This window comes from Murinocardiopsis flavida (assembly GCF_003014485.1).
Classification (GTDB): domain Bacteria; phylum Actinomycetota; class Actinomycetes; order Streptosporangiales; family Streptosporangiaceae; genus Murinocardiopsis; species Murinocardiopsis flavida.
The window spans coordinates 28580-48073 of the sequence record NZ_PYGA01000011.1 but is presented as its reverse complement, the minus strand read 5'-3'; the positions used below and the strand labels follow the sequence as shown (position 1 = coordinate 48073).

Sequence of the window (19494 nt, the reverse complement as noted above, 5' to 3'; positions counted from 1 at the left end):
CGGTGCCCGGCGCCGACCGGGCGGCGGCACCGGCGGCACCGAAAACGGCGCCCGCCCCCCGTGACGGGGAACGGGCGCCGCTGGGCGGAACGGGTCAGGAGGCGCCCACGTGGTCGACGGCGAGCTTGCCGATCTCGGGGACCAGCTCCTCGACGTCGGAGTACTTCAGCGGCGCCGGAGGGTTCTCCTCCAGGACGTTGCCGCTCATGGTGTACCGGATGTTGATGTTGATGTTGTCCTGGCGGACGAGCAGCTCGGCGACCGACTGGGTGCTGACGCCCTTCTGCTCGGAGAACACCAGCGTCGCCTCGTTGCCGAGGTCGACCTCCTCCTCGTTGAGGATCTTGATCTTGGTGTAGGAGTTGTCGGTGTCGGTGGCCGACTCGACGGCGTCCTTGTAGTCGGTCTTCGCGCCCTCGATGGAGTCGGACCCGGCGTAGGGGGTCTGGTACTCCACGGACAGGGTGCCGTAGCTGCGGTCCTCACCGCTGAGCGACCAGTTGCACGAGGACCGGCTGTCGCTGAGGTTCTTGCTGCCGGCGTCGGAGGAGCCGTACTCGCTGGCCTGGGTCTCGGTCAGCACCTTGCAGGCGTCCTCGGGGAGCGCGTAGGGCGCCTCGCCCTTGGGTGCCCCTTCGCCGCCCTCGGGCTGCTCGGCGCTGGGGTCGGCCTGCGGAGCGGTCTCCTCGGGGGAGGTGGGGGTAGTGGGGGTGCCGCCGCCGGTGCGGAGCAGCATCACCACGACGGCGACCACCAGCACGAGGATGACGGCGCCGCCGCCGATGACGATCCACAGCCCGGCGCTGCTCTTCTTCGGCGGCGGGTACCCGGGGGTGCCGCCGGGGTAGGGCGGCTGCCCACCTCCGCCACCACCCTGGAACATCTGCTGGTCGTGGGGCTGCTGGAAGCCGGGGCCCGGCTGGGGGCCGGCGCCGTAGGGACCCTGCGGCCCGAACCCGGGCTGGCCGCCGCTCGCGGGGTTGTAGCCGCCGGGGTACTGCGCAGCGGCGTTGGGGTCGCCGTATCCCCCGTAAGGCGGCTGACCTCCGGAGTTGTTGCCCTCGCCACCCGGGTACTGGGGTGGCTGTGTGTAGGGTCCGTTGTCGCTCATGGCTCCCCTCGCGCCTGCTGCGTTAATGACCTGCTGCGTTAATGATGTGTCCTGGGACGTTCGCCGACGCGCTCATGGTTCCATCGCAAGATCACGGTCGGGTGCCCGGCGTACGGTCGGGTGTTGGTGACGCGCGGGCCAGTGGGAAGGATATGGGTCGGCGTTGGGGGCCGCCGAGGGCACGGCACACGCGAGGGCGTCGCAGCACCGGCGCGGTCGCCTTCCCTGCGACCGGCTCCGAGTCGGGATCGGGGTGAGGGAGGAGGCGTGCTCTCCTCATCCCGCCGATTCAGGTGCCGCCTGGAAGCCTAGCCGCTGAGAGGGGCGCCGGGGAGGGGCGGCCCGCACGGCGACCGGAACCGGCCGCCTTCGGCGGGCGCACCGCGGCCCGCCGTCACCGGGCTCAACGGCGCGCGGCAGGGGTGCCGCGGCCGCCCGGACCGCCGTGCGGGCCGGTGGATCGTTGCCCGATCGAAACCCGGCGATGGCCACGGCGGAGGCGGGCGGGGCGTCCTACGGGTGCCGAGGACGAATCCGGACGTATCAGCCGTCCGCCCGTCCGCCTCGACAGGGAGGGCCGAGCCGATGCCGCCGAACACCGCCGACACCAGCGGGCGCAGGACACCCCCCAGGCACGGCTTCGTCGCCTGGTTCGTCTTCTTCCTCGCCATCGCGGCGGTCCTCGCCCTCACGGGCGGCTGCATGGCGCTGATCTACGCCCCGGTCTTCACGGGCTGACCGTCCCCTGGCGGTGGTGCCGCGTGCGCGGGCGGCGCGCCGGTCGCGGCACCGGCCGCAGTGGCGTTCGGCGGGCCGTTCGGACCAGTGGTCGGCGGGCCGGCCGCACCACCTGATCGGAGCGCCGGCCGGAACGGGGATAGGAGCAGCGGTCGGAACAGCGGTCAGAACATCGAGATGTGCACGTGGTCGAAGTGGTTCTCGGTGATGCTGCCGCGGTCCGACATGTCGCGCCAGCCGCCGCCGCGGCGGACGTCCCAGATCTGCTGCCGGTAGATGATGTACATGATCCCGAGCCGGTCGGCGTTCTTCTTGCCCCAGTCGGCGATCTCCTGGCCGTGGTCGATCTGCTCCTGCGACGGCATCTGGCCGTTGTTGTCGACCATGAAGTCGCAGGCCCGCCCCTTGGGGTGCTCGCCGACGACGAATCCGCCGTCGGGCCGGTAGCAGCCGACCCCGCCGTGCTTCTTGTTCTCGCCGAACTTCTCGCTGATGACCTCTTTCATCTGGCGGGTGCGCGGCGTGAGGTTGTCGGGCGGGCCCATCTCCTGCGCGGGGTGGTCGGCGATCATCTTCTGGACCTTGGCGCGGCGGTCGTCGAGCTTCTTCAGGTCCTTCTCCGCGATGTCGACCTTCCCCTGCGCGTTGTCGCGCGCCTTTTTGTCGCGGGAGATCGCCTGCTGGAGCCCTTCGATGCGGTCTTCGTTGTTCTCGGAGAGGTGGTGGACGAGCAGTGACCGGTCGATGAGGTCCTGCGGCTCGTCCTCGACGAACAGGGTCAGCGCCGGTTCGAGGCCGCCGCCGGTGTACTGCGACACCGCGAGGCGGCGGACGTGCTCGCGCGCGTCGTCGACCTCCTTCTGGGTCTTCTTGGCGCGCTCGTCGGCCTTCTTGGCGTCCTCCAGGACGCCCTCCATGTCGCGCAGTTCACCGTTGTACTCGTCGCTGAGTTCGTCGGCCTTGCCGAGGAGCGAGTCGAGGTTCTCTGCGGCGGCGGGGACGGCGGTGAGGGTGGAGCAGGCCGCCACGGCGACCGCGACGGCCGCGCAGCGGACGGCGCCGCGGCGCAGCCTGCGGCCCGCGGGCAGGGCCCGCTCCGACAGGCCGTCCCATACCCGGGGGCGGGGGTCGGGCGCCCAGAAGTCCGCGAAGTCATCGGCGCCGGCGGTGCGCTCCCGCTGGTCGAACTGCACTCGTTTGCTCCTCTGCGCAGGGGTGGGGCGCGCGGGATCGGCGGGGTACCGCGCGGCCGGACCGCCTGCTCCGTTAGGCGGCAGTCCCAGGGGGTCGTCGGCGGCACCCTCGCGGCTGCCGGAGCGGGCCGGTGTCGAGGGCCAGCGTCGAGGGGCGGCGTCGCGGGGACGCGGACCCGCTGGGCCGGAACAGAGTCTAGGCGGTTCGGGGGAGCACCCTGGGTGCGGGCCGGAGCGGGGTGCGGGCCGGCGGCGCCGCGCGGCCGCCGGAACAGGGCAGGGATCCGACCCTCGTTTCCTACTGTTATAGTATGAATTGTGGCTGGGATTACCCGCTCCGCCCGAAATTCCCTGAACGCGCGGCGGGTTGTGCCAGGCGTGCGGCGCGCCCGCATGCGGGCGCGTCCTCCGCTGCCGCAGCGGCCCCTCGTAGGCTCCTGACCGGGAGTGTTCACCGGTCGGGCCGACCGCGGGGCGGTCCGGCCGGGGCCCGCGGCCCGAGCCAACCCACTACTCCGAAGGAACCGGGGAAACACGTGATAGACGCCGTCGGCCTGCGCAAGGTCTACCGGTTGAAGGACCGCGAGGTCGTCGCGATGGACGGGGTCGACCTGACGGTCAGCCCCGGTGAGGTCTTCGGCGTGGTCGGCCAGAGCGGGGCGGGCAAGAGCACCCTGCTCCGTTGCGTGAACCTGCTCGAACGGCCCACCGACGGGGTCGTCCGGGTCGCGGGCGAGGAGCTGACCGCGCTCAGCGGCGCGCGGCTGCGCGCCGCCCGCCGCTCCATCGGCATGGTGCACCAGCACTTCGCGCTGCTCTCCTCGCGCACGGTCGCGTCGAACGTGGCCTTCCCGCTGGAGGTCGCCGGGGTCGGCCGCGCCGAGCGCGGCCGCCGCGTCGGCGAACTCCTGGAGCTGGTCGGCCTTTCGGACAAGGCGAAGGCGCACCCGGCGCAGCTTTCGGGCGGCCAGAAGCAGCGGGTCGGGATCGCCCGCGCACTGGCGTCGCGGCCCAAGGTGCTGCTCAGCGACGAGGCCACATCGGCGCTCGACCCCGAGACCACGGCGTCCATCCTGGAACTGCTGCGCGACCTGAACCGCGAACTCGGCCTCACGGTCCTGCTGATCACCCACGAGATGGATGTGATCAAGCGCATCTGCGACTCCGCGGCGATCATGGAGCGCGGGGTGTTCCGCGAGTCCGGCCGCGTCCTCGACCTGCTGGGCACGCCGGGCTCGCTGCTGGCGCGCTCGCTGTTCCCGCTGCCGGCCACCGACGTCCCCGACGCCGTGGCGATCACCTACACCCGGTCCTACGACGAGCCGCTGATGTCGGAGCTGACGCGCAGGTTCGACGTCGACGTCAACGTGCTCGGCGGCGCGGTCGAGACGGTTTCGGGCAGCTCGGTGGGGCGGCTCAACGTCCAGGTCCGGGGCGCGAACCGCGAGGCGGCCCTCGGCTACCTGGCCGAGAGCGGACTGCTGGTCGAGGCCGCGCGATGACATTCTTCGACGAACTCGCCGAACGCCTGCCCGAGATGGGCCCCGTGCTGCTGCTGGGCACGCTCGACACCGTCTACATGGTGCTGTGGGCGACCCTGTTCACCATCGTGTTCGGGCTGCCGCTGGGCGTGCTGCTGGTGACCACCGACCGCGGCGGCCTCACGCCGGCCCCCGCCGTCCGCGCCGTGCTGGGCGCCGTCGTCAACGTCGGGCGGTCACTGCCGTTCATCGTGCTGATGGTCGCGGTCCTCTCGCTGACCCGGCTGCTCACCGGCACCACGTTGGGGCCCACGGCGGCGATCGTCCCGCTCAGCATCGGCGCGGTCCCGTTCTTCGCGCGCCTGGTGGAGACCTCGCTGCGCGAGGTCGACCGCGGCGTCATCGAGGCGGCGCACGCCATCGGCGCGCCCAAGGCCACCATCGTCGGCAAGGTGCTGCTGCCCGAGGCATTGCCGGGGCTCATCGCCGGGCTGGTCATGACGGTCGTCGCGCTGATCTCCTACTCCGCGATGGCGGGGGCGATCGGTGCGGGCGGGCTCGGCGACATCGCCATCCGCGAGGGCTACCAGCGCTTCAACGACTACTACCTGTGGGCCACGGTCATCTGCCTGGTGGTCGTGGTGCAGCTCGTGCAGAGCCTGGGCGACCTGCTCGTCCGGCGGTTCTCGCACCGATGACCGGACACCCCGCGCCGCGGCCGGGACGCGGCGCAGGAGAGGCCGCAGCAGAGGCAGCAGGAGGGGCCGCACGCGAAGGCGGATCACGAGAAGGCGGACAGGGAAGACGGCGGCGCGGTCCCGCGGTGCGGGCGGCGGCGTGCACGACACGTGAATAAGAGACGACTAAGAGGTGGGGCACGTGCGCAGGATCTGGGCGGTTGTGACGACGACGGTGCTGACGGCGTCGCTGGCGGCGTGCGCGTCGCCGAGCGAGATGGCGTCCGGCGGCGATGACGACGGCACGCCGACGCTCAAGGTAGGGGTCAACCCGGTGCCGCACGGCGACATCCTCGCGTTCGTGCGCGACGAGCTCGCCGCGGACGCCGGGCTGAAGATCGACATCGTGGAGATCCCCGACTACAACACCCCCAACACCCAGTTGGTGGAGGGGGAGCTGGACGCCAACTACTTCCAGCACCGGGAGTTCTTGAAGGAGTGGCAGGACGCCAACCCCGACAACGAGCTGAGCTACGTCACCGACGTGCACATCGAGCGCCTCGGGCTGTACTCGAAGAAGCACGACAAGGTCGGCGACCTGGGCGAGGGCGCCGAGATCGCCGTGCCGAACGACCCGGCCAACCTGAACCGCGCCCTGCGCACCCTGGAGAAGGAGGGGCTGGTCGAGATCGACCCCGATGCGGGGGAGAACGCCAGCGAGAAGAGCATCACCGAGAACCCGAAGGACCTGAAGATCACCCCGCTGGAGGCGCCGCAGATCCCGCGCTCGATCGATGACGTCGACGCCGCCGTGGTGAACGGCAACTTCGCCATCGAGGCCGACCTCTCCGAGAACAGCGAGGTGCTCGCGTGGGAGCCGCAGGGCGGCGACTACGCGGAGAAGTACGCGAACGGGCTGGTGGTGCCCGCGGACCAGGCCGACGGCAAGCAGGTGCGCACGCTGGTCGAGCTGCTGCACAAGCCGGAGGTCGCCGAGTACATCGACAAGACCTGGAAGGGCGTCGTGCTGCCGGTGGACGCCGAGGGCGCCATCGAGGAGTAGGCGGGCGGCGGCAGGGGAGCGGACCGCGGCGCGCGCGGCCGTCCCGGCCCGGTGGGCGGGGGCGGTCCGCGGTGCGGGCGCGCCCATTGACGGGGCCGCAACAGGCCGGAATTATAAACATTCCGGCCTGTTTTTCTGTGTGACCGTGCGGTTACGGGTCGTATAACACGATAACGGTTGGGACTCGCCGCCCGGTCTCCGATTGACGCACATCACATTGTCGGGGTTGGCTGCTTGGGAGCGCTCCCAAATCGGGGGATGACAGTGGGGCGCGGTCTATCCGTTCCGCACTGTGAGAGGGGTTGCCAGGAATGGCTACCAGACGACGCGTTGGATACCGGATCGCCGCCATTGCCAGCGGAGGCGTCCTGCTGGCATCGACAGCCTGCGGCGGCGGAGGCGGTGGGGATGCCGACGGCAAGGTCACGCTGACCATCGAGACGTTCGGCACCTTCGGCTACGAAGAGCTGTTCAAGCAGTACGAGGAGGACAACCCGAACGTCACGATCAAGGAGCGCAACGTCGTCCAGCTCGACGACTACGCCCCCAAGCTCCAGCAGAACATCGCCGCGGGCAGCGGCACCGGCGACGTGGTCGCCATCGAAGAGGGCCTGATGGTCTCCTTCGTCGCACAGCCCGACAAGTTCGTCGACCTGAACGAGTACGGCGGCGCGAAGCTGGAGGACAACTTCCTCGACTGGAAGTGGGAGCAGGGCCACTCCAAGGACGGCAAGCTCATCGGCCTCGGCACCGACATCGGCGGCATGGCCATCTGCTACCGCACCGACCGGTTCGAGGAGGCCGGCCTGCCCACCGACCGCGAGAAGGTCGGCGAGCTCTGGCCCACCTGGGAGGACTTCCAAAAGACCGGGGAGGAGTTCAAGAAGGAGGCGAAGGACGACACCGCCTGGGTCGACAGCATCACCCAGATCACCGGCGCCCGGAACATGCAGAACGCCGAGTACACCTACTTCGACAAGAGCGACAAGCTCGCCATCGAGAGCAACCCGGTCATCAAGGAGTCCTTCGACTACTCGGCGGGCCTCGCGAAGGACGACCTCTCCGCCGGGCTGGAGCCCTACACCGAGGACTGGAACGCCGGCATCAAGGAGGGCGCATGGGCGACCATGATCTGCCCCGCCTGGCAGCTCGGCCACATCGAGGACACCGGCGGCCCCGACGGCAAGGGCAAGTGGGACGTCGCCGCGGTCCCCGGCGGCGGCGGCAACTGGGGCGGCTCCTTCCTGGGCGTGCCCGCGGCGAGTGAGCACCCCGAGGAGGCCGCGGAACTCGCCAAGTTCCTGAGCAGCCCCGACGGCCAGATCGGCGCGTGGGAGAAGCGCAACAACCTGCCGTCCTCCCCGCAGGCGCTGGAGAGCAAAGAGGTCCAGGAGTACAAGCGCCCGTACTTCAACGACGCGCCCACCGGCGAGATCTTCGGCAAGAACGCCGCCGGTCTGAAGCCCGTCTACCTCGGCACCAAGAACCAGCCGGTCGCCCAAGCGGTCACCGACGCCATGCTCAGCGTCGACTCCGGCAACGCGACGCCCGGCGAGGCATGGAAGAAGGCCGTCAGCGACGCCGAGCGCGCGGCCAGGTAGCAGGAGGCGCGCCGGGCCGCCGCCGCGCGGCGGCGGCCCGGCGCCGCGGACCCCACACCCCGTGCAGACCCCTGCCACCTAGGAGAACGGCGTGAAAGTCCTCAGAAGAGGCGACCAGGGAGACCCGGCTCCGGCGGAACCCGATCCGCGGCCGGCCGGGCCCCCGCCCGCCACCCCGGCCGACCGGCGCAGGCACCGCCGGTCCCGCGCCGACATCCGCTACTCGCCCTACGCCTTCGTCGCCCCGTTCTTCGTCCTGTTCGGGGTGTTCGGGCTGTTCCCGATGGTGTACACCGCCTACATCTCGATGCACGACTGGGAGCTCATCGGCGGCAACCTCGGCTACGTCGGGTTCGCGAACTACGCGTTCCTGTTCACCGACCCGAAGTTCTACAACGCCCTGCTCAACACGGTCGGCATCTTCATGCTGGCGGTCGTGCCGCAGCTCGTCCTCGCGCTCGCCGTCGCGGACTTCCTGAACCGCAGGATGCGCTTCGGCGGCCTGTTCCGCGTACTGGTCATCCTGCCCTACGTCACCTCGGTGGCGGCGATCGCGATCGTGTTCGGCCAGCTCTTCGGCAGCGAGTACGGGCTGATCAACTACGTGCTCTCCTGGGGCGGCCTCGACCCCGTCGGCTGGCGGGAGGGCCGCCTCACCTCCTGGGCCGCGATCTCGGTGATGATCGACTGGCGCTGGGTCGGCTACAACGCGCTCATCTACCTCGCCGCCATGCAGGCCGTCCCCAAGGACATGTACGAGGCCGCCGCGATCGACGGCGCGTCGCGGCTCCGCCAGTTCTGGCAGATCACCATCCCGCTGCTGCGCCCCACGGTCATCTTCACCGTGATCATGTCGACCATCGGGCAGATGCAGCTCTTCACCGAGCCGGTGCTCTTCGGCGGCAACTACCAGGGCGGGTCGCAGGGCCAGTACCAGACGATCGCGATGCTGATGTTCGACGAGGGGTTCCGCTACGGCGACTACGGCTACGGCGCGGCCGTCGCGTGGGTGCTGTTCGTCATCATCGTGCTCTTCTCGCTTCTCAACATCCTCATCACCAGCCGCATCAAGAGCGCGTAGCAAAGGAGCCCAGACGATGGTCACGGCAATCGGCGCGGGCCCCGAGGTCCCCGCCGCGCCCCCGAGGGGGCCGCGCAACGGCAGCAGGGTGCGCCGCGCGGCCGGCCTGCGCGACGCCTCACCGCTCACCTACGGGGCGCTGATCGTCGCGGGTGTGCTGTCGGTCTTCCCGCTGTACTGGATGTTCATCGTCGCCACCCGCGGCAATGAGGTGGTCGCCATGCGGCCGCCGCCGGTGCTGCCCGGCAGCGGGTTCGGCGAGAACACCGCGCGGCTGTTCGACAACCAGGCGGCGAACTTCACGACCGGCCTGATAAATTCCGCGATCGCGTCGACGATCGTCGCGTTCTCCGTGGTGTTCTTCTGCTCCCTCGCGGGATTCGCGCTGGCGAAGCTGCCGTTCCGCGGCCGCAACGCCATCACAATCGGCGTCATCGGCACGATGATGGTGCCGGTGCAGATGGGCGTCATCCCGCTGCTGATCATGATGGAGTCGTTCGGCTGGCGCGGAGACATCAAGGCCGTCATCGTCCCGTTCCTGGTCAGCGGGTTCGGCGTGTTCATGATGCGCCAGTACGCCCAGTCGGCGGTGCCCACCGAGCTGATCGAGGCCGCCCGGGTCGACGGCTGCTCCACCTTCCGGATCTACCTGAGCGTCGTCCTGCCCGCGCTGCGCCCGGCCATGGTCGTGCTCGGCCTGCTCACCTTCATGACCATGTGGAACGAGTTCATCTGGCCGCTGGCGGTGCTGAACCCCGACAACCCCACCGTCCAGTTCTCCATCAACCAGCTGAACCAGGCGTACTCGCGCGACTACGCGCTCATGTTCACCGGGGCCACCTTCTCCACCCTGCCCCTGCTCATCGTGTTCGTGTTCTTCGGCCGCCGGCTCATCGGCGGCATCATGGAAGGTGCGGTCAAAGCGTGACTACCCTGCACACACCGGAATCCCACCAGGTCCACCGGCCCGAGGTGCGCTTCCCCGCCGGATTCGTCTGGGGCTCGGCCACCGCCGCGTTCCAGGTCGAGGGCGCCACCACCGCCGACGGCCGCGGGACGAGCATCTGGGACACCTTCGCCGCGCGGCCCGGCCGGATCGTCGGCGGCGACACCGGTGAACCCGCGACCGACCACTACCGGCGCTACCCCGAGGACATCGCCCTCATGCGGGAACTGGGGCTGGGCTCCTACCGGTTCTCCATCGCCTGGCCGCGGGTGCTGCCCGCGGGGAAGGGGGCGGTGAACCGGGCCGGGCTCGACTTCTACGACCGGCTGATCGACGGCCTGCTCGCCGCGGGGATCGAGCCGTGGCCCACCCTCTACCACTGGGACCTGCCGCAGACCCTGGAGGACGCAGGGGGCTGGACCCGGCGCGACACCGCCCAGCGGTTCGCCGAGTACGCCGCCGTCGTGCAGGGCGCGTTCGGGGACCGGGTGACGCACTGGACCACGCTGAACGAGCCGTGGTGCTCCGCCTACCTGGGCTACGTCGCGGGCGAGCACGCGCCGGGGCGCACCGACGTGGCCGACGGGCTCGCGGCAGCCCACCACCTGCTGCTCGGCCACGGCCTCGCCGCGCAGGCGATCCGGGCCGGTGCGGCGGGCGGCAGGGAGCAGCGGGTCGGCCTGGTGCACAACCAGGGCGTCGTGCGGCCCTACCGGGACACCGTCGCCGACCACGCCGCCGCGCGCACGGCCGACGGCGTCCGCAACCGCCTCTACACCGACCCCGTCCTGCACGGCCGCTACCCGGAGGACGTCCGCGAGCGCTTCTCCGGCGACTCCGACTTCGCGTTCCTGCACCCCGGCGACCTGGCGGTCATCGCGGCGCCACTGGACCACCTGGGCCTGAACTTCTACGGGCCGCAGTGGGTGGCGGGCGCGGCCGGCGGCGTCGAGGGCATCGACCCGTCCCTTGTGGGCGGGACCCCGGCGGAGTGGGCCGCCGACGGCGGGGTGGTGCCGGTGCGCCGCGGGCTCGCCAGGACCGCGATGGGCTGGGAGATCGACGCGAGCGGTCTGTACGAGGCCCTGGTCCGGTTGGCGACCGAGTCGCCGGGGACCGACCTGTACGTGACGGAGAACGGCGCGGCGTTCGACGACGAGGTGGCGCCCGACGGCGGGGTGCACGACACCGAGCGGACCGCCTACCTCGACGCCCACCTGCGAGCCGCCCACGCCGCGATCGCGTCGGGGGTGCCGCTGAAGGGCTATTTCGCCTGGTCGCTGATGGACAACTTCGAGTGGGCCTTCGGCTACTCGAAGCGGTTCGGGATCGTGCACGTGGACTACGACACCCAGTGCCGCACGGTGAAGGACAGCGGGCACTGGTTCGCCGGAGTGGCACGGACGGGGGTGCTGCCCGGCTGAGTGCTGGGGACCGCCGCCGGCGGCATCGGCGGCGGTCCCCGGACGAAAGGGGGGCGCGGTGGCACCGCCCCGCCGCGCTCGGCGACCCCACTGTTTGGGAGCGCTCCCAAGAGATCGCCCGCGCCGCCGCGGCGCCGGCGCCTCACTCCCGGCCCAGGTGGCGCGGTGGAAATCGGTATGCGGTCGTCCGCCAAGGTGTACTTCAATAGGGGGCGAGCGCCCGTTCCCGACCAGGGCGGCGCATCGGTGCGCGATGGTGCGCCGGGGGCGGTGGCGGCCGACGGGCCGGCACTGGAGCACGGAGGGAACACGCCATGAACGATCGGCGGCGTCCGACACTGGAGATGGTCGCGCGGCGCGCCGGGGTGGGCCGGGGCACCGTCTCCCGGGTGATCAACGGGTCGGACCAGGTCAGCGAGGCGACCCGGGTCAGCGTCATGGACGCCGTCACGGCGCTGGGCTACGTGCCCAACCGGGCCGCCCGGTCGCTGGTCACCCAGCGGACCGACACCGTGGCCCTGGTCGTCTCCGAACCCGAGGACCGGCTGTTCGCCCAGCCGTTCTTCGCCGAGATCGTGCGCGGCGCGACCGCGGAGCTCTCCGACCGGGGGCTCCAGCTCATGCTGACCTCCGCCGGGTCGGAGTCCGAGCACGAGCGCCTCGGCGACTACCTCAGCGGGCGCCACGTCGACGGGGTCCTCGCGGTGTCGCTGCACCGCGACAGCGTCCTGCCGGACACCCTGGCGGCGTCGGGCGTGCCCTGCGTGATCGGCGGCCGGCCGCTCGGCATGCGGCACACCCCGCTGCACCTCGTCGACATCGACAACGTGGGGGGCGCCCACACGGCCACCCGGCACCTGATCGACACGGGGCGCACCCGCGTCGCCAGCCTCACCGGCCCGCAGGACATGGTCGCGGGGGTCGACCGGCTGCGCGGCTACCGCAAGGCGCTGGCGGAGAGCGGCCGCGACGACGAGCTGATCGCGGCGGGCGACTTCGGCTACGACAGCGGGGTGGCGGCGATGCGCGCGCTGATCGAGGCCGATCCGCACCTCGACGGCGTGTTCGTCGCCTCCGACCTGATGGCGCTCGCCGCTCTGCGCACGCTCCGCTCACTGGGGCGGCGGGTGCCCGACGACGTCGCCGTCGTCGGCTACGACGACGTGCCGTTCTCGGAGCACGCCGAGCCGCCTCTCACGACGATCCACCAGCCGGCCGAGCGCATGGGCCGGGAGATGGCACGGGTCCTCATCGACCGGGTGCTGAGCGGCGGCACGGGCGCCACCGAGGTGGTACTCGCCACCCACCTGGTCATCAGGGAGTCCGCCTGAAGCACCAGGATTTGGTGGGGGTGCTCGTGCGCCCGGGTGGAGACGGAGGCCGCCGTCGCGGGCCCCGCTGCGCGATACTCCGCGAAGCGCGCGCAGTAGGGGCGTGCGAAGCATCCAGCGGACAGAGGGTGGGTTGCCGTCGCGAGTGCGAAGCATCCGGCGGCACGAAGCACGACGGCCCGCTTCGATCGCCAGTCCCCGGGCACAGACCCGCCGCCCGCGGTGGACCAGGTCTTGCGGGGAAACTCCGGCGTGGTGTTTCGCGCCGCCGGGTGCTTCGCATCCGCGACGGTAGCCGACCCCCTCCACCCAGGACACCAGGGGCGTGCCGCCCACCCTCTACACCCCAGGACGGGGCCGTGGGAACACCCGAGCGCCCGGCAATTCAACGGCACTGGGCTCAGGGGCCCCGGAACCAGGGCGACCAGGGATCACACTCTGGACGTGCGGTGACGCGCTGTGCGAGGCTGAGCACGCCCGATGATGCCCAGGGAGGGGCGGGCCGATGCCGCGCAATTCGGAGCCGCCGCCGTGCGGGCGGTGCCGGGGCACCGGGAGGATCACCTACCAGCGGCCACGGCGTACCGCCGACGGGACGGTCGTCTTCGTCGACAGCGTGGAGGATTGCGACACCTGCGGGGGGACCGGCGTATGCAGATGAGGCCCACACGGGAGAACTGCTTCCTGGCGACCTGCCAATGGTGCGGCCGCGACGACCTGCCCTGCCGGTTCTGCGCCGGTTCGGGCTGGTGGCGGCCCGAACGCCCGCACCGCGACAGTGTCGGCGCCATCGACTGGGTCCGGGTCGAGGAACCGTGCCGCATGTGCGCGGCCACCGGCAAGGAGCACAACCCGCTGGCCGCACCGGCCGTAAGCGGCCACTGAGACCGGGGTCGGCCCCGGTCCGGCGCTCCCGCCGCCCGGCGGGTTCGCCGCACCGGCCCGCCGACGCCTTCGGGGCTTGTATCTTTCCATGCCTGGAAATGTTGTGAATCCGGGGCCGCGCAGAGGGGCGGAGGCCACGGTCGGGAGGGGAATACACATGCGTTGGGTCACCTATCTCTCGCCGAGCGGGGGCTCCGAACGCCCGGGGGTCATCGACGACGGCTGCGTGTTCGGGTATCCGGGCGACGAAACGGTGCCGCATCTGCTGGCGGCGAGTGTCGACGCACTCGCCGGCGCCTATCAGCGCGCCCTCAGCAACCCGGTCGAGATCATCGTCGAGTTCGAGACCCGGCTGGTCGCGCCGCTCCATCCGGCGCAGGCCGTGCGCGTCGACCTCGGCGGGCGGGTGCTGACCATCGATCCGGCGCAGATCCTCGGCACCGACGACGGCGTGGCAGCCCCGAACGGCGGCGGCACCCTGACCGCCGCCATCGGCGTGGCAGCGGTGTTCGGCGCCACCCAGCACGTCGGCTACACCCCGGCCTGCCTGTGGTCCGACAGCGCGGGGGCGCCCACCGGGCTCACGCTGGGGCCGGCGATAGTCACCCACGACGAGTTCGACGGCACCCCGCTCTCGGTCACCGCCAGCGTCGACGGCGAGGTCATCGCCGGGGTGCGGCTCGACGGCAAGCTCGGCTGGACCGACGCTCTGCGCACCGGTGCGGGCCCCGATTCGCCCGCCGAGGTCGTCGCCGCCATGCCCGAGAGCACGCGGGCCCTGGAACCGGGCGAGGAACTCCTGATCGAAGGCGGCGTCCTCGGCGAGTTCGAGGTCCGGGTCGGCTCCGGGAGCTGAAGTCCGGGAGCCGAAGTCCGGGAACTGAGGTCCCGGAGCCGTAGCCCGGGGCCGAGGCACAGGGCCGGTCGCACTGACGGTGCGCGGCGGCGCCCGGCCGGCGTCATCCGTTGTACTCCCAGTGCCACGGCTCGAACCCGCCGCGCGCCCACTGCGGGTTGTCCCAGCCGTGCTCCGGCGCGTTGGCGAGCATCCAGCGGTGCTCGGCGGTGTCCTCGCCGTCGACCCCGCCGCACAGGTCCACGGCGATCCCCAGGCCGTGCGTGCTGGTCCCCGGCCGGGCCGCCATCCCCTGCTCCTTCTCCCGGAACAACTGGACCTGCTCGTCGATCGGGCGGTAGGAGTCAGTGACGCACATCGGCCGGCCGAACCGCCCGCGGTAGGCGGCGTCCAGGTCGGCGAACGCCGCGGCGGCGTCGGCCCGCAGGAACTGGCCGGGCTGCGGCAGCGCGCACAGCTCCGACTCCGGCACGCGGCCGTTGCCGAACCCCGAGGCCGCCTCCGCTCCCGCGGCGCAGTCTCCGCCTCCGCCGCCGCCTCCGCCGCCGCTCGGCGCCGCCGCTGCCGGCGAGCCGTACGCGCGTTCGATCCGCGTCTGCTCGGCGAGGATGCTCCGCATCGACTTCTCCTGCTTGCGCACCGCGTCGAGCGCGTCCTCCTTGGCGCGTGCCGCCGAGCGCGCCGTCTTGCGCTGGGTGGTGTAGGCCGCGTCGGCGCGCTTGCGCCCGCTCTCGGCGGCGGAGTCGGCCGCCTCGGCGGTCTTCAGCGCCGAGTCGCGGTGCCCGGCGAGGAGCGATATGTAGCCGCTGCGGGCCATGGTCTCGTTCAGGCCGTCCTTGTGCGCCCACGTGGTGATGCCCTCGGCGCCGGAGCCCTTGTAGGCGTTCACCGCGTGCCTGGCGGCCGTACGGCGCGCCTTCTTGCGGCGCTCGGCGGCGCGGTCGGCCTTCTCCGCGGACTCCCGGTAGTCGGTGCGCGCCGCGGCCAGCTTCGTCCTCTGGTCGCGGTAGGCGAGGGCCGCCCGGTCCGATGCGGCGTGCAGGCCGCGGAGCTCCTTCTGGACCTCGGCGACCCGGGCCCGCACGGTGCCGGGGTCGCCGGTGTCCCCGGTGTCGGTGTGCGCGGCCGCGCCTGGCTGGGCGAGGAGCGCCAGCGCGAGAGCGGCGGCGGCGCACCGGGCCGCCGGGCGCGCGCCGGGACGCCGCCCGGCCGGTCTCCGGCGCTGCTGCGGCACGGACTGCGGCACCCTTTGCTGCACGGACGACCCCCCGATACGACCGGCGCTGACAGGGATCACGGTGCCACGCGACCTGGGGTGTTCACAGTCTGCACGCGGTGTGTTCAAAAAGTTATGGAATACGATCACAGGGCGCCCGCGGCGGTGCTATCTGGGCGGGGACCGTAAATGGCGCCCGTAGTGCCCGTATTCGTCCCGGACTCGTCGGCGCAGGTCCGCGCGGGGTGCGGCAGAATGCGGTATCCGAGGCGTCTAAGTCGATTGGTACGCTATCGACCTCAGGTGCACCATTTCGGTTTAATGGTGCGCGACGCCTCTCCCTCCTCATGAGGCGGGTCCTGACCCAGCGCCGATTTCTCCGTCGCGACAGGCCATCGGTCAACGGACCGGACGGACGGTCACCGTCTCCTAACCGATGCCGTGCGGCCACGGGTGTGGTGCGCACGCGGCAGGCGGGCCCGTGATCATGAGGAAACTGTCCCTATGCCTGAGGCGGCGACACGAAAGGTTGCGAGGGTCCGTGCCGACACGAGCGACGAACAGCACAGCCGCCAACGCGGACGACGAGATCGACGCGGAGCGCGGCGACCCCGGCGGCCCCGCCGAGCCGCGCCGTACCCGGTGGTGGTCTCCGCGGGCCTGGCGGGTGCGCCCCCGGCTCGTCGCGCTCGTCGTGATCCCGACCGCCGTCGCGGTCCTGCTCGGCGGCCTGCGCATCGCCGAGAGTGTTTCCAACACCTTCACCCACGAGCGAATCGAGAGCATGGCGGTACTCGGTGAGTCCGTTGTGGAACTCGGCAACGCGCTCGGGAAGGAGCGGCTGCTCACCGCCGCCTACATCGCCGGGTCGCCCGACCCGGCGAACCGCTCCGACACCCGCCTGAAGGAGCTGGAGGACCAGCGCGACGTCGTCGACCGCGCCGCGAACGAGGTCCGCAACGGGCGCGCCGAACTCGGCGACCCCGGCAGCGACCTGATCGCCGGCCGGCTCCAGTCGATGATGAGCAGCCTCGAAGAGCTCAAGACCATCCGCGGCGAGGTCACCGACACCCGCATCACCCTGTTGCCGACCGTCACCAAGTACCGGCAGATCATCACCCCCCTCGGCGCCTTCAACGAGACCATCGCGGAGAACTCCGAGGACACCCCCCTGCGCGAGAGCGTCCGGGCCATGACCGCCCTCGGCAACGCCAGGGAGCAGCTCTCCTTCGAGTCGGCGCTGATGCTCAACTCGCTGATGCAGAAGCGCATGTCGGGCGGTGTGCAGGCCGCCGTCGAGCAGAGCCGCGCGCGCTACGAGAACGAGATCCAGAACTTCATGGCCAGCGCCTCCGCCTCCCAGCGCGAGACGTTCGACACCACCTACACCGGCCTCGAAGTCAGCCAGATGAGCACCATCCGGCTGCGCGTGAAGATGCGCATCGGCGACGGCGAGGCGATCTCGGGCACCACCTCCGACGTCAACCCCCGCACCTACCTCGACGTGTCCAACACCTCGCTGGAGCGGTTCCAGAAGGTCGAGGAGAACACCGCCGGCTCGGTCCGCGAGCAGGCCGCCGAGCTGCGCGACAACGCGCGCAACGCGGCCCTCCTCGACGCCCTGCTGGTCCTCGCGGTGCTGCTCGCCGTCTTCTTCGCCACCAGCATGGTGATCCGCTCGCTGCTGCGCCCCCTGCGCACGCTGCGCGAGGGCGCCATCCGCATCGCCGAGACCGACCTGCCCGACGCGATCACCCGGATGCAGGAGACCAGCGCCAAACCCGACGACATCGTCGTCACCCCGGTCAAGGTCACCACCAAGGACGAGATCGCCGAGGTCGCGCGCTCCTTCGACGAGGTCCACCGGGTGGCGCTCATGCTGGCGTCCGACGAAGCCGCGCTGCGCAGCAACGTCAACGCGATGTTCGTCAACCTGTCCCGCCGCAGCCAGACCCTGGTGGAACGGCAGCTCCGCCTCATCGACGGCCTGGAGCAGAGCGAGCAGGACGGCGACCGCCTCTCCGACCTGTTCCAGCTCGACCACCTCGCCACCCGCATGCGCCGCAACAACGAGAACCTGCTGGTCCTCTCGGGGCAGGACAACACCCGCAAGTGGGCGCAGCCCGTCCCGCTGGTCGACGTCCTGCGCGGCGCGATCTCCGAGGTCGAGCAGTACGAGCGGGTGAACGTCCGGGCGCCCTCGCACATCTCCGTGCTGGGCCGCCCGGTGAACGACGTCATCCACCTCGTCGCCGAGCTGGTCGAGAACGCCACGACCTTCTCCTCGCACGACACCCAGGTGTCGGTCACCGCGCGCCAGGTCGACCACGGCGCCGTGCAGGTCGAGGTCACCGACAGCGGCATCGGCATGCCGCCCGACGAGCTCGCGCTCATCAACCAGCGGCTCGCCGAGCCGCCGGTCATCGACCTTGCGGTGTCGCGCCGCATGGGCCTGTTCGTGGTCAGCCGCCTCGCCGCCCGGCACGGCATCCGGGTCCGCATCAGCGAGGCCCACAACGGCGGCATCACCGCGTTCGCGCTGTTCCCCGCCGACCTGCTGATCAGCGCGGGCGACGCACCGCCCGCGCTGGGCGCGGCGCCCCCCGGCGTCCCCGACACCTACGCCGAGGCCACCGCCGCGTTCGCGGCGTCCCCCGCGCCGGCCGACCCCGCCGAGGAGTGGCGGCCGCAGGCCGAACCCGAGCGGTCCGTGTGGCAGAGCCCGCCGCCCGAGGCGCCGTCGTCCCTGCCCAAGCGCGCGCCGGGGCACCACGGCAGCCAGCCGCAGAGCGCGGCGGAGCCCGAGGAGTACCCGCCCAGCGGGCAGGACCTCTGGTCGACCGACGCCGGGTGGAACCGCCCGGCCCTCGACACCCCGGCCGAACCGCCCCAGGAGCGGCCCGTGCGGCGCGAGCCTCAGAGCGACGCCTTCCGGCCGCCGCTCGACCGGCCGTCCGTCCAGCCGCCCCCCGCACGGCAGGAGCGGCAGGAGCGACCTGCACCGCAGGAATGGCAGGAGCCGCGCCGCGCCGCGCCCGAGCCCCCCGCGCGCGAGGAGCGCCCGGCCCAGACCGCCGGGCACGAATCGGCCGGGTGGTCGAGCGGGTGGCAGTCGCCGCCGCGCGAGGAGGTCACCGCGGCGCCGCCGGAGCGCCCCGAGGCGCCCGCCAACCGCCACGAGCGCCGGTACCCGCCGGAGCCGGAGGCGCGCGACGGCTACGGGTCGACCGCCTACCTGTCGAAGCGCTACGGCGCCTCCGCGGGCGCGGGCCAGAACACCGTGGTGCCGCCCTCGCCGGAGAGCCACAGCGATTCGCTGCCGATCTTCGACTCCATCGAGTCGAACTGGTTCCGGCGGCGGTCCGGGCGCCCGGCCGTGTCGGCACCGCCGCCGCCGAGCCGCGACGACGCCGGTGACGAGACCGGGCCCATCCCCGTTGTCTCCGGCGGGTCCGACGCCTCCGGCGCAGGCCGCGGCGGCGAGAGCGCGGGCGAACGCCGTCCGGGCGCCGCACCGGCCGCGCCGCAGCGCCGCGACGACGACTGGCGCTCCGACGCCGACCGCGGTTGGAAGGCCGCACGCACGGCGGCCGACCCCATCGCGGGCGGTCTCACCACCTCGGGGTTGCCAAAACGGGTCCCTAAGGCAAACCTTGTTCCCGGTACTGCTCCGCAACCGGAGAACTTCAAACAGATCACGTCACGATCCGCCGACACCGTTCGCAACCGGTTCACCGGATTCCAGAAGGGGATCCGGCAGGGGCGCACGGAACTCGGCGATTCGACACCCGAGGAGAGTTGAGCGATGCCCCGCCGAACGACGGGTCGGTGCCCTTGCCCGAGGCGCCGGGAACGGGCCGGACGCGCGTGTTCCGGGGGTCCCCATGACCC

At 71.7% G+C, this 19494-nt stretch carries 15 protein-coding genes; 12 read left to right on the top strand and 3 right to left on the bottom strand.

The window, feature by feature from the left end:
• Positions 1-94 precede the first annotated feature (94 nt).
• Positions 95-1111 (bottom strand): hypothetical protein, encoded by a 1017-nt coding sequence (locus tag CLV63_RS16045; protein ID WP_106583844.1) that lies wholly within the window; start codon positions 1109-1111, stop codon positions 95-97.
• Between the two features lie 585 nt (positions 1112-1696).
• Here CLV63_RS16045 and CLV63_RS33585 point away from each other — a divergent pair.
• Positions 1697-1849 (top strand): hypothetical protein, encoded by a 153-nt coding sequence (locus CLV63_RS33585; protein WP_170134233.1) that lies wholly within the window; start codon positions 1697-1699, stop codon positions 1847-1849.
• A 164-nt stretch (positions 1850-2013) separates the two neighbouring features.
• On the opposite strand, the gene CLV63_RS16040 is transcribed toward CLV63_RS33585, so the two are convergent.
• On the bottom strand, positions 2014-3042 hold the full coding sequence (locus CLV63_RS16040) for a coiled-coil domain-containing protein (RefSeq protein WP_106583843.1): 1029 nt from the start codon (positions 3040-3042) through the stop codon (positions 2014-2016).
• A 596-nt stretch (positions 3043-3638) separates the two neighbouring features.
• Between CLV63_RS16040 and CLV63_RS16035 the strand changes: the two genes are divergently transcribed.
• The 10 genes from CLV63_RS16035 to CLV63_RS15990 all read left to right on the top strand — a co-directional run bounded on the left by CLV63_RS16035 (position 3639) and on the right by CLV63_RS15990 (position 14387).
• The gene (locus CLV63_RS16035; protein ID WP_106584006.1) at positions 3639-4544 is read left to right on the top strand and encodes a methionine ABC transporter ATP-binding protein; all 906 of its coding nucleotides are present in this window, start codon (positions 3639-3641) and stop codon (positions 4542-4544) included.
• Positions 4541-5221 carry a methionine ABC transporter permease gene (locus CLV63_RS16030; protein ID WP_106583842.1) on the top strand — a complete coding sequence of 227 codons (681 nt, stop codon included), beginning with the start codon at positions 4541-4543 and terminating at the stop codon, positions 5219-5221. The genes CLV63_RS16035 and CLV63_RS16030 overlap by 4 nt, the downstream gene beginning before the upstream one ends.
• 181 nt (positions 5222-5402) lie before the next feature.
• On the top strand, positions 5403-6263 hold the full coding sequence (locus CLV63_RS16025; RefSeq protein WP_106584003.1) for a MetQ/NlpA family ABC transporter substrate-binding protein: 861 nt from the start codon (positions 5403-5405) through the stop codon (positions 6261-6263).
• A gap of 311 nt (positions 6264-6574) precedes the next feature.
• Positions 6575-7864 (top strand): ABC transporter substrate-binding protein, encoded by a 1290-nt coding sequence (locus CLV63_RS16020; RefSeq protein WP_106583841.1) that lies wholly within the window; start codon positions 6575-6577, stop codon positions 7862-7864.
• Between the two features lie 91 nt (positions 7865-7955).
• Positions 7956-8945, top strand: coding sequence for a carbohydrate ABC transporter permease (locus CLV63_RS16015; RefSeq protein ID WP_394339783.1), 990 nt, complete (start codon positions 7956-7958; stop codon positions 8943-8945).
• Positions 8946-8961: 16 nt separating this feature from the next.
• Positions 8962-9873, top strand: a complete 912-nt coding sequence (locus tag CLV63_RS16010; RefSeq protein ID WP_106583840.1) for a carbohydrate ABC transporter permease — start codon at positions 8962-8964, stop codon at positions 9871-9873.
• Positions 9870-11315 carry a GH1 family beta-glucosidase gene (locus tag CLV63_RS16005; RefSeq protein WP_394339782.1) on the top strand — a complete coding sequence of 482 codons (1446 nt, stop codon included), beginning with the start codon at positions 9870-9872 and terminating at the stop codon, positions 11313-11315. The genes CLV63_RS16010 and CLV63_RS16005 overlap by 4 nt, the downstream gene beginning before the upstream one ends.
• Positions 11316-11629: 314 nt before the next feature.
• Entirely contained in the window at positions 11630-12646 is a 1017-nt protein-coding gene (locus CLV63_RS16000) for a LacI family DNA-binding transcriptional regulator (protein ID WP_106583839.1), read from the top strand.
• 651 nt (positions 12647-13297) lie between these two features.
• Positions 13298-13531, top strand: a complete 234-nt coding sequence (locus CLV63_RS15995) for a hypothetical protein (protein WP_342751414.1) — start codon at positions 13298-13300, stop codon at positions 13529-13531.
• 157 nt (positions 13532-13688) lie between these two features.
• Positions 13689-14387: a hypothetical protein gene (locus CLV63_RS15990; protein WP_106583837.1), complete on the top strand. Its 699-nt coding sequence runs from the start codon at positions 13689-13691 to the stop codon at positions 14385-14387.
• 103 nt (positions 14388-14490) lie between these two features.
• Here CLV63_RS15990 and CLV63_RS15985 read toward each other — a convergent pair whose 3' ends face one another.
• Positions 14491-15621 carry a M15 family metallopeptidase gene (locus CLV63_RS15985; protein WP_106583836.1) on the bottom strand — a complete coding sequence of 377 codons (1131 nt, stop codon included), beginning with the start codon at positions 15619-15621 and terminating at the stop codon, positions 14491-14493.
• Positions 15622-16144: 523 nt separating this feature from the next.
• On the opposite strand from CLV63_RS15985, the gene CLV63_RS15980 reads away from it, so the two are divergent.
• Positions 16145-19405: a nitrate- and nitrite sensing domain-containing protein gene (locus tag CLV63_RS15980; RefSeq protein WP_342751413.1), complete on the top strand. Its 3261-nt coding sequence runs from the start codon at positions 16145-16147 to the stop codon at positions 19403-19405.
• The last annotated feature ends 89 nt before the right edge of the window (positions 19406-19494 follow it).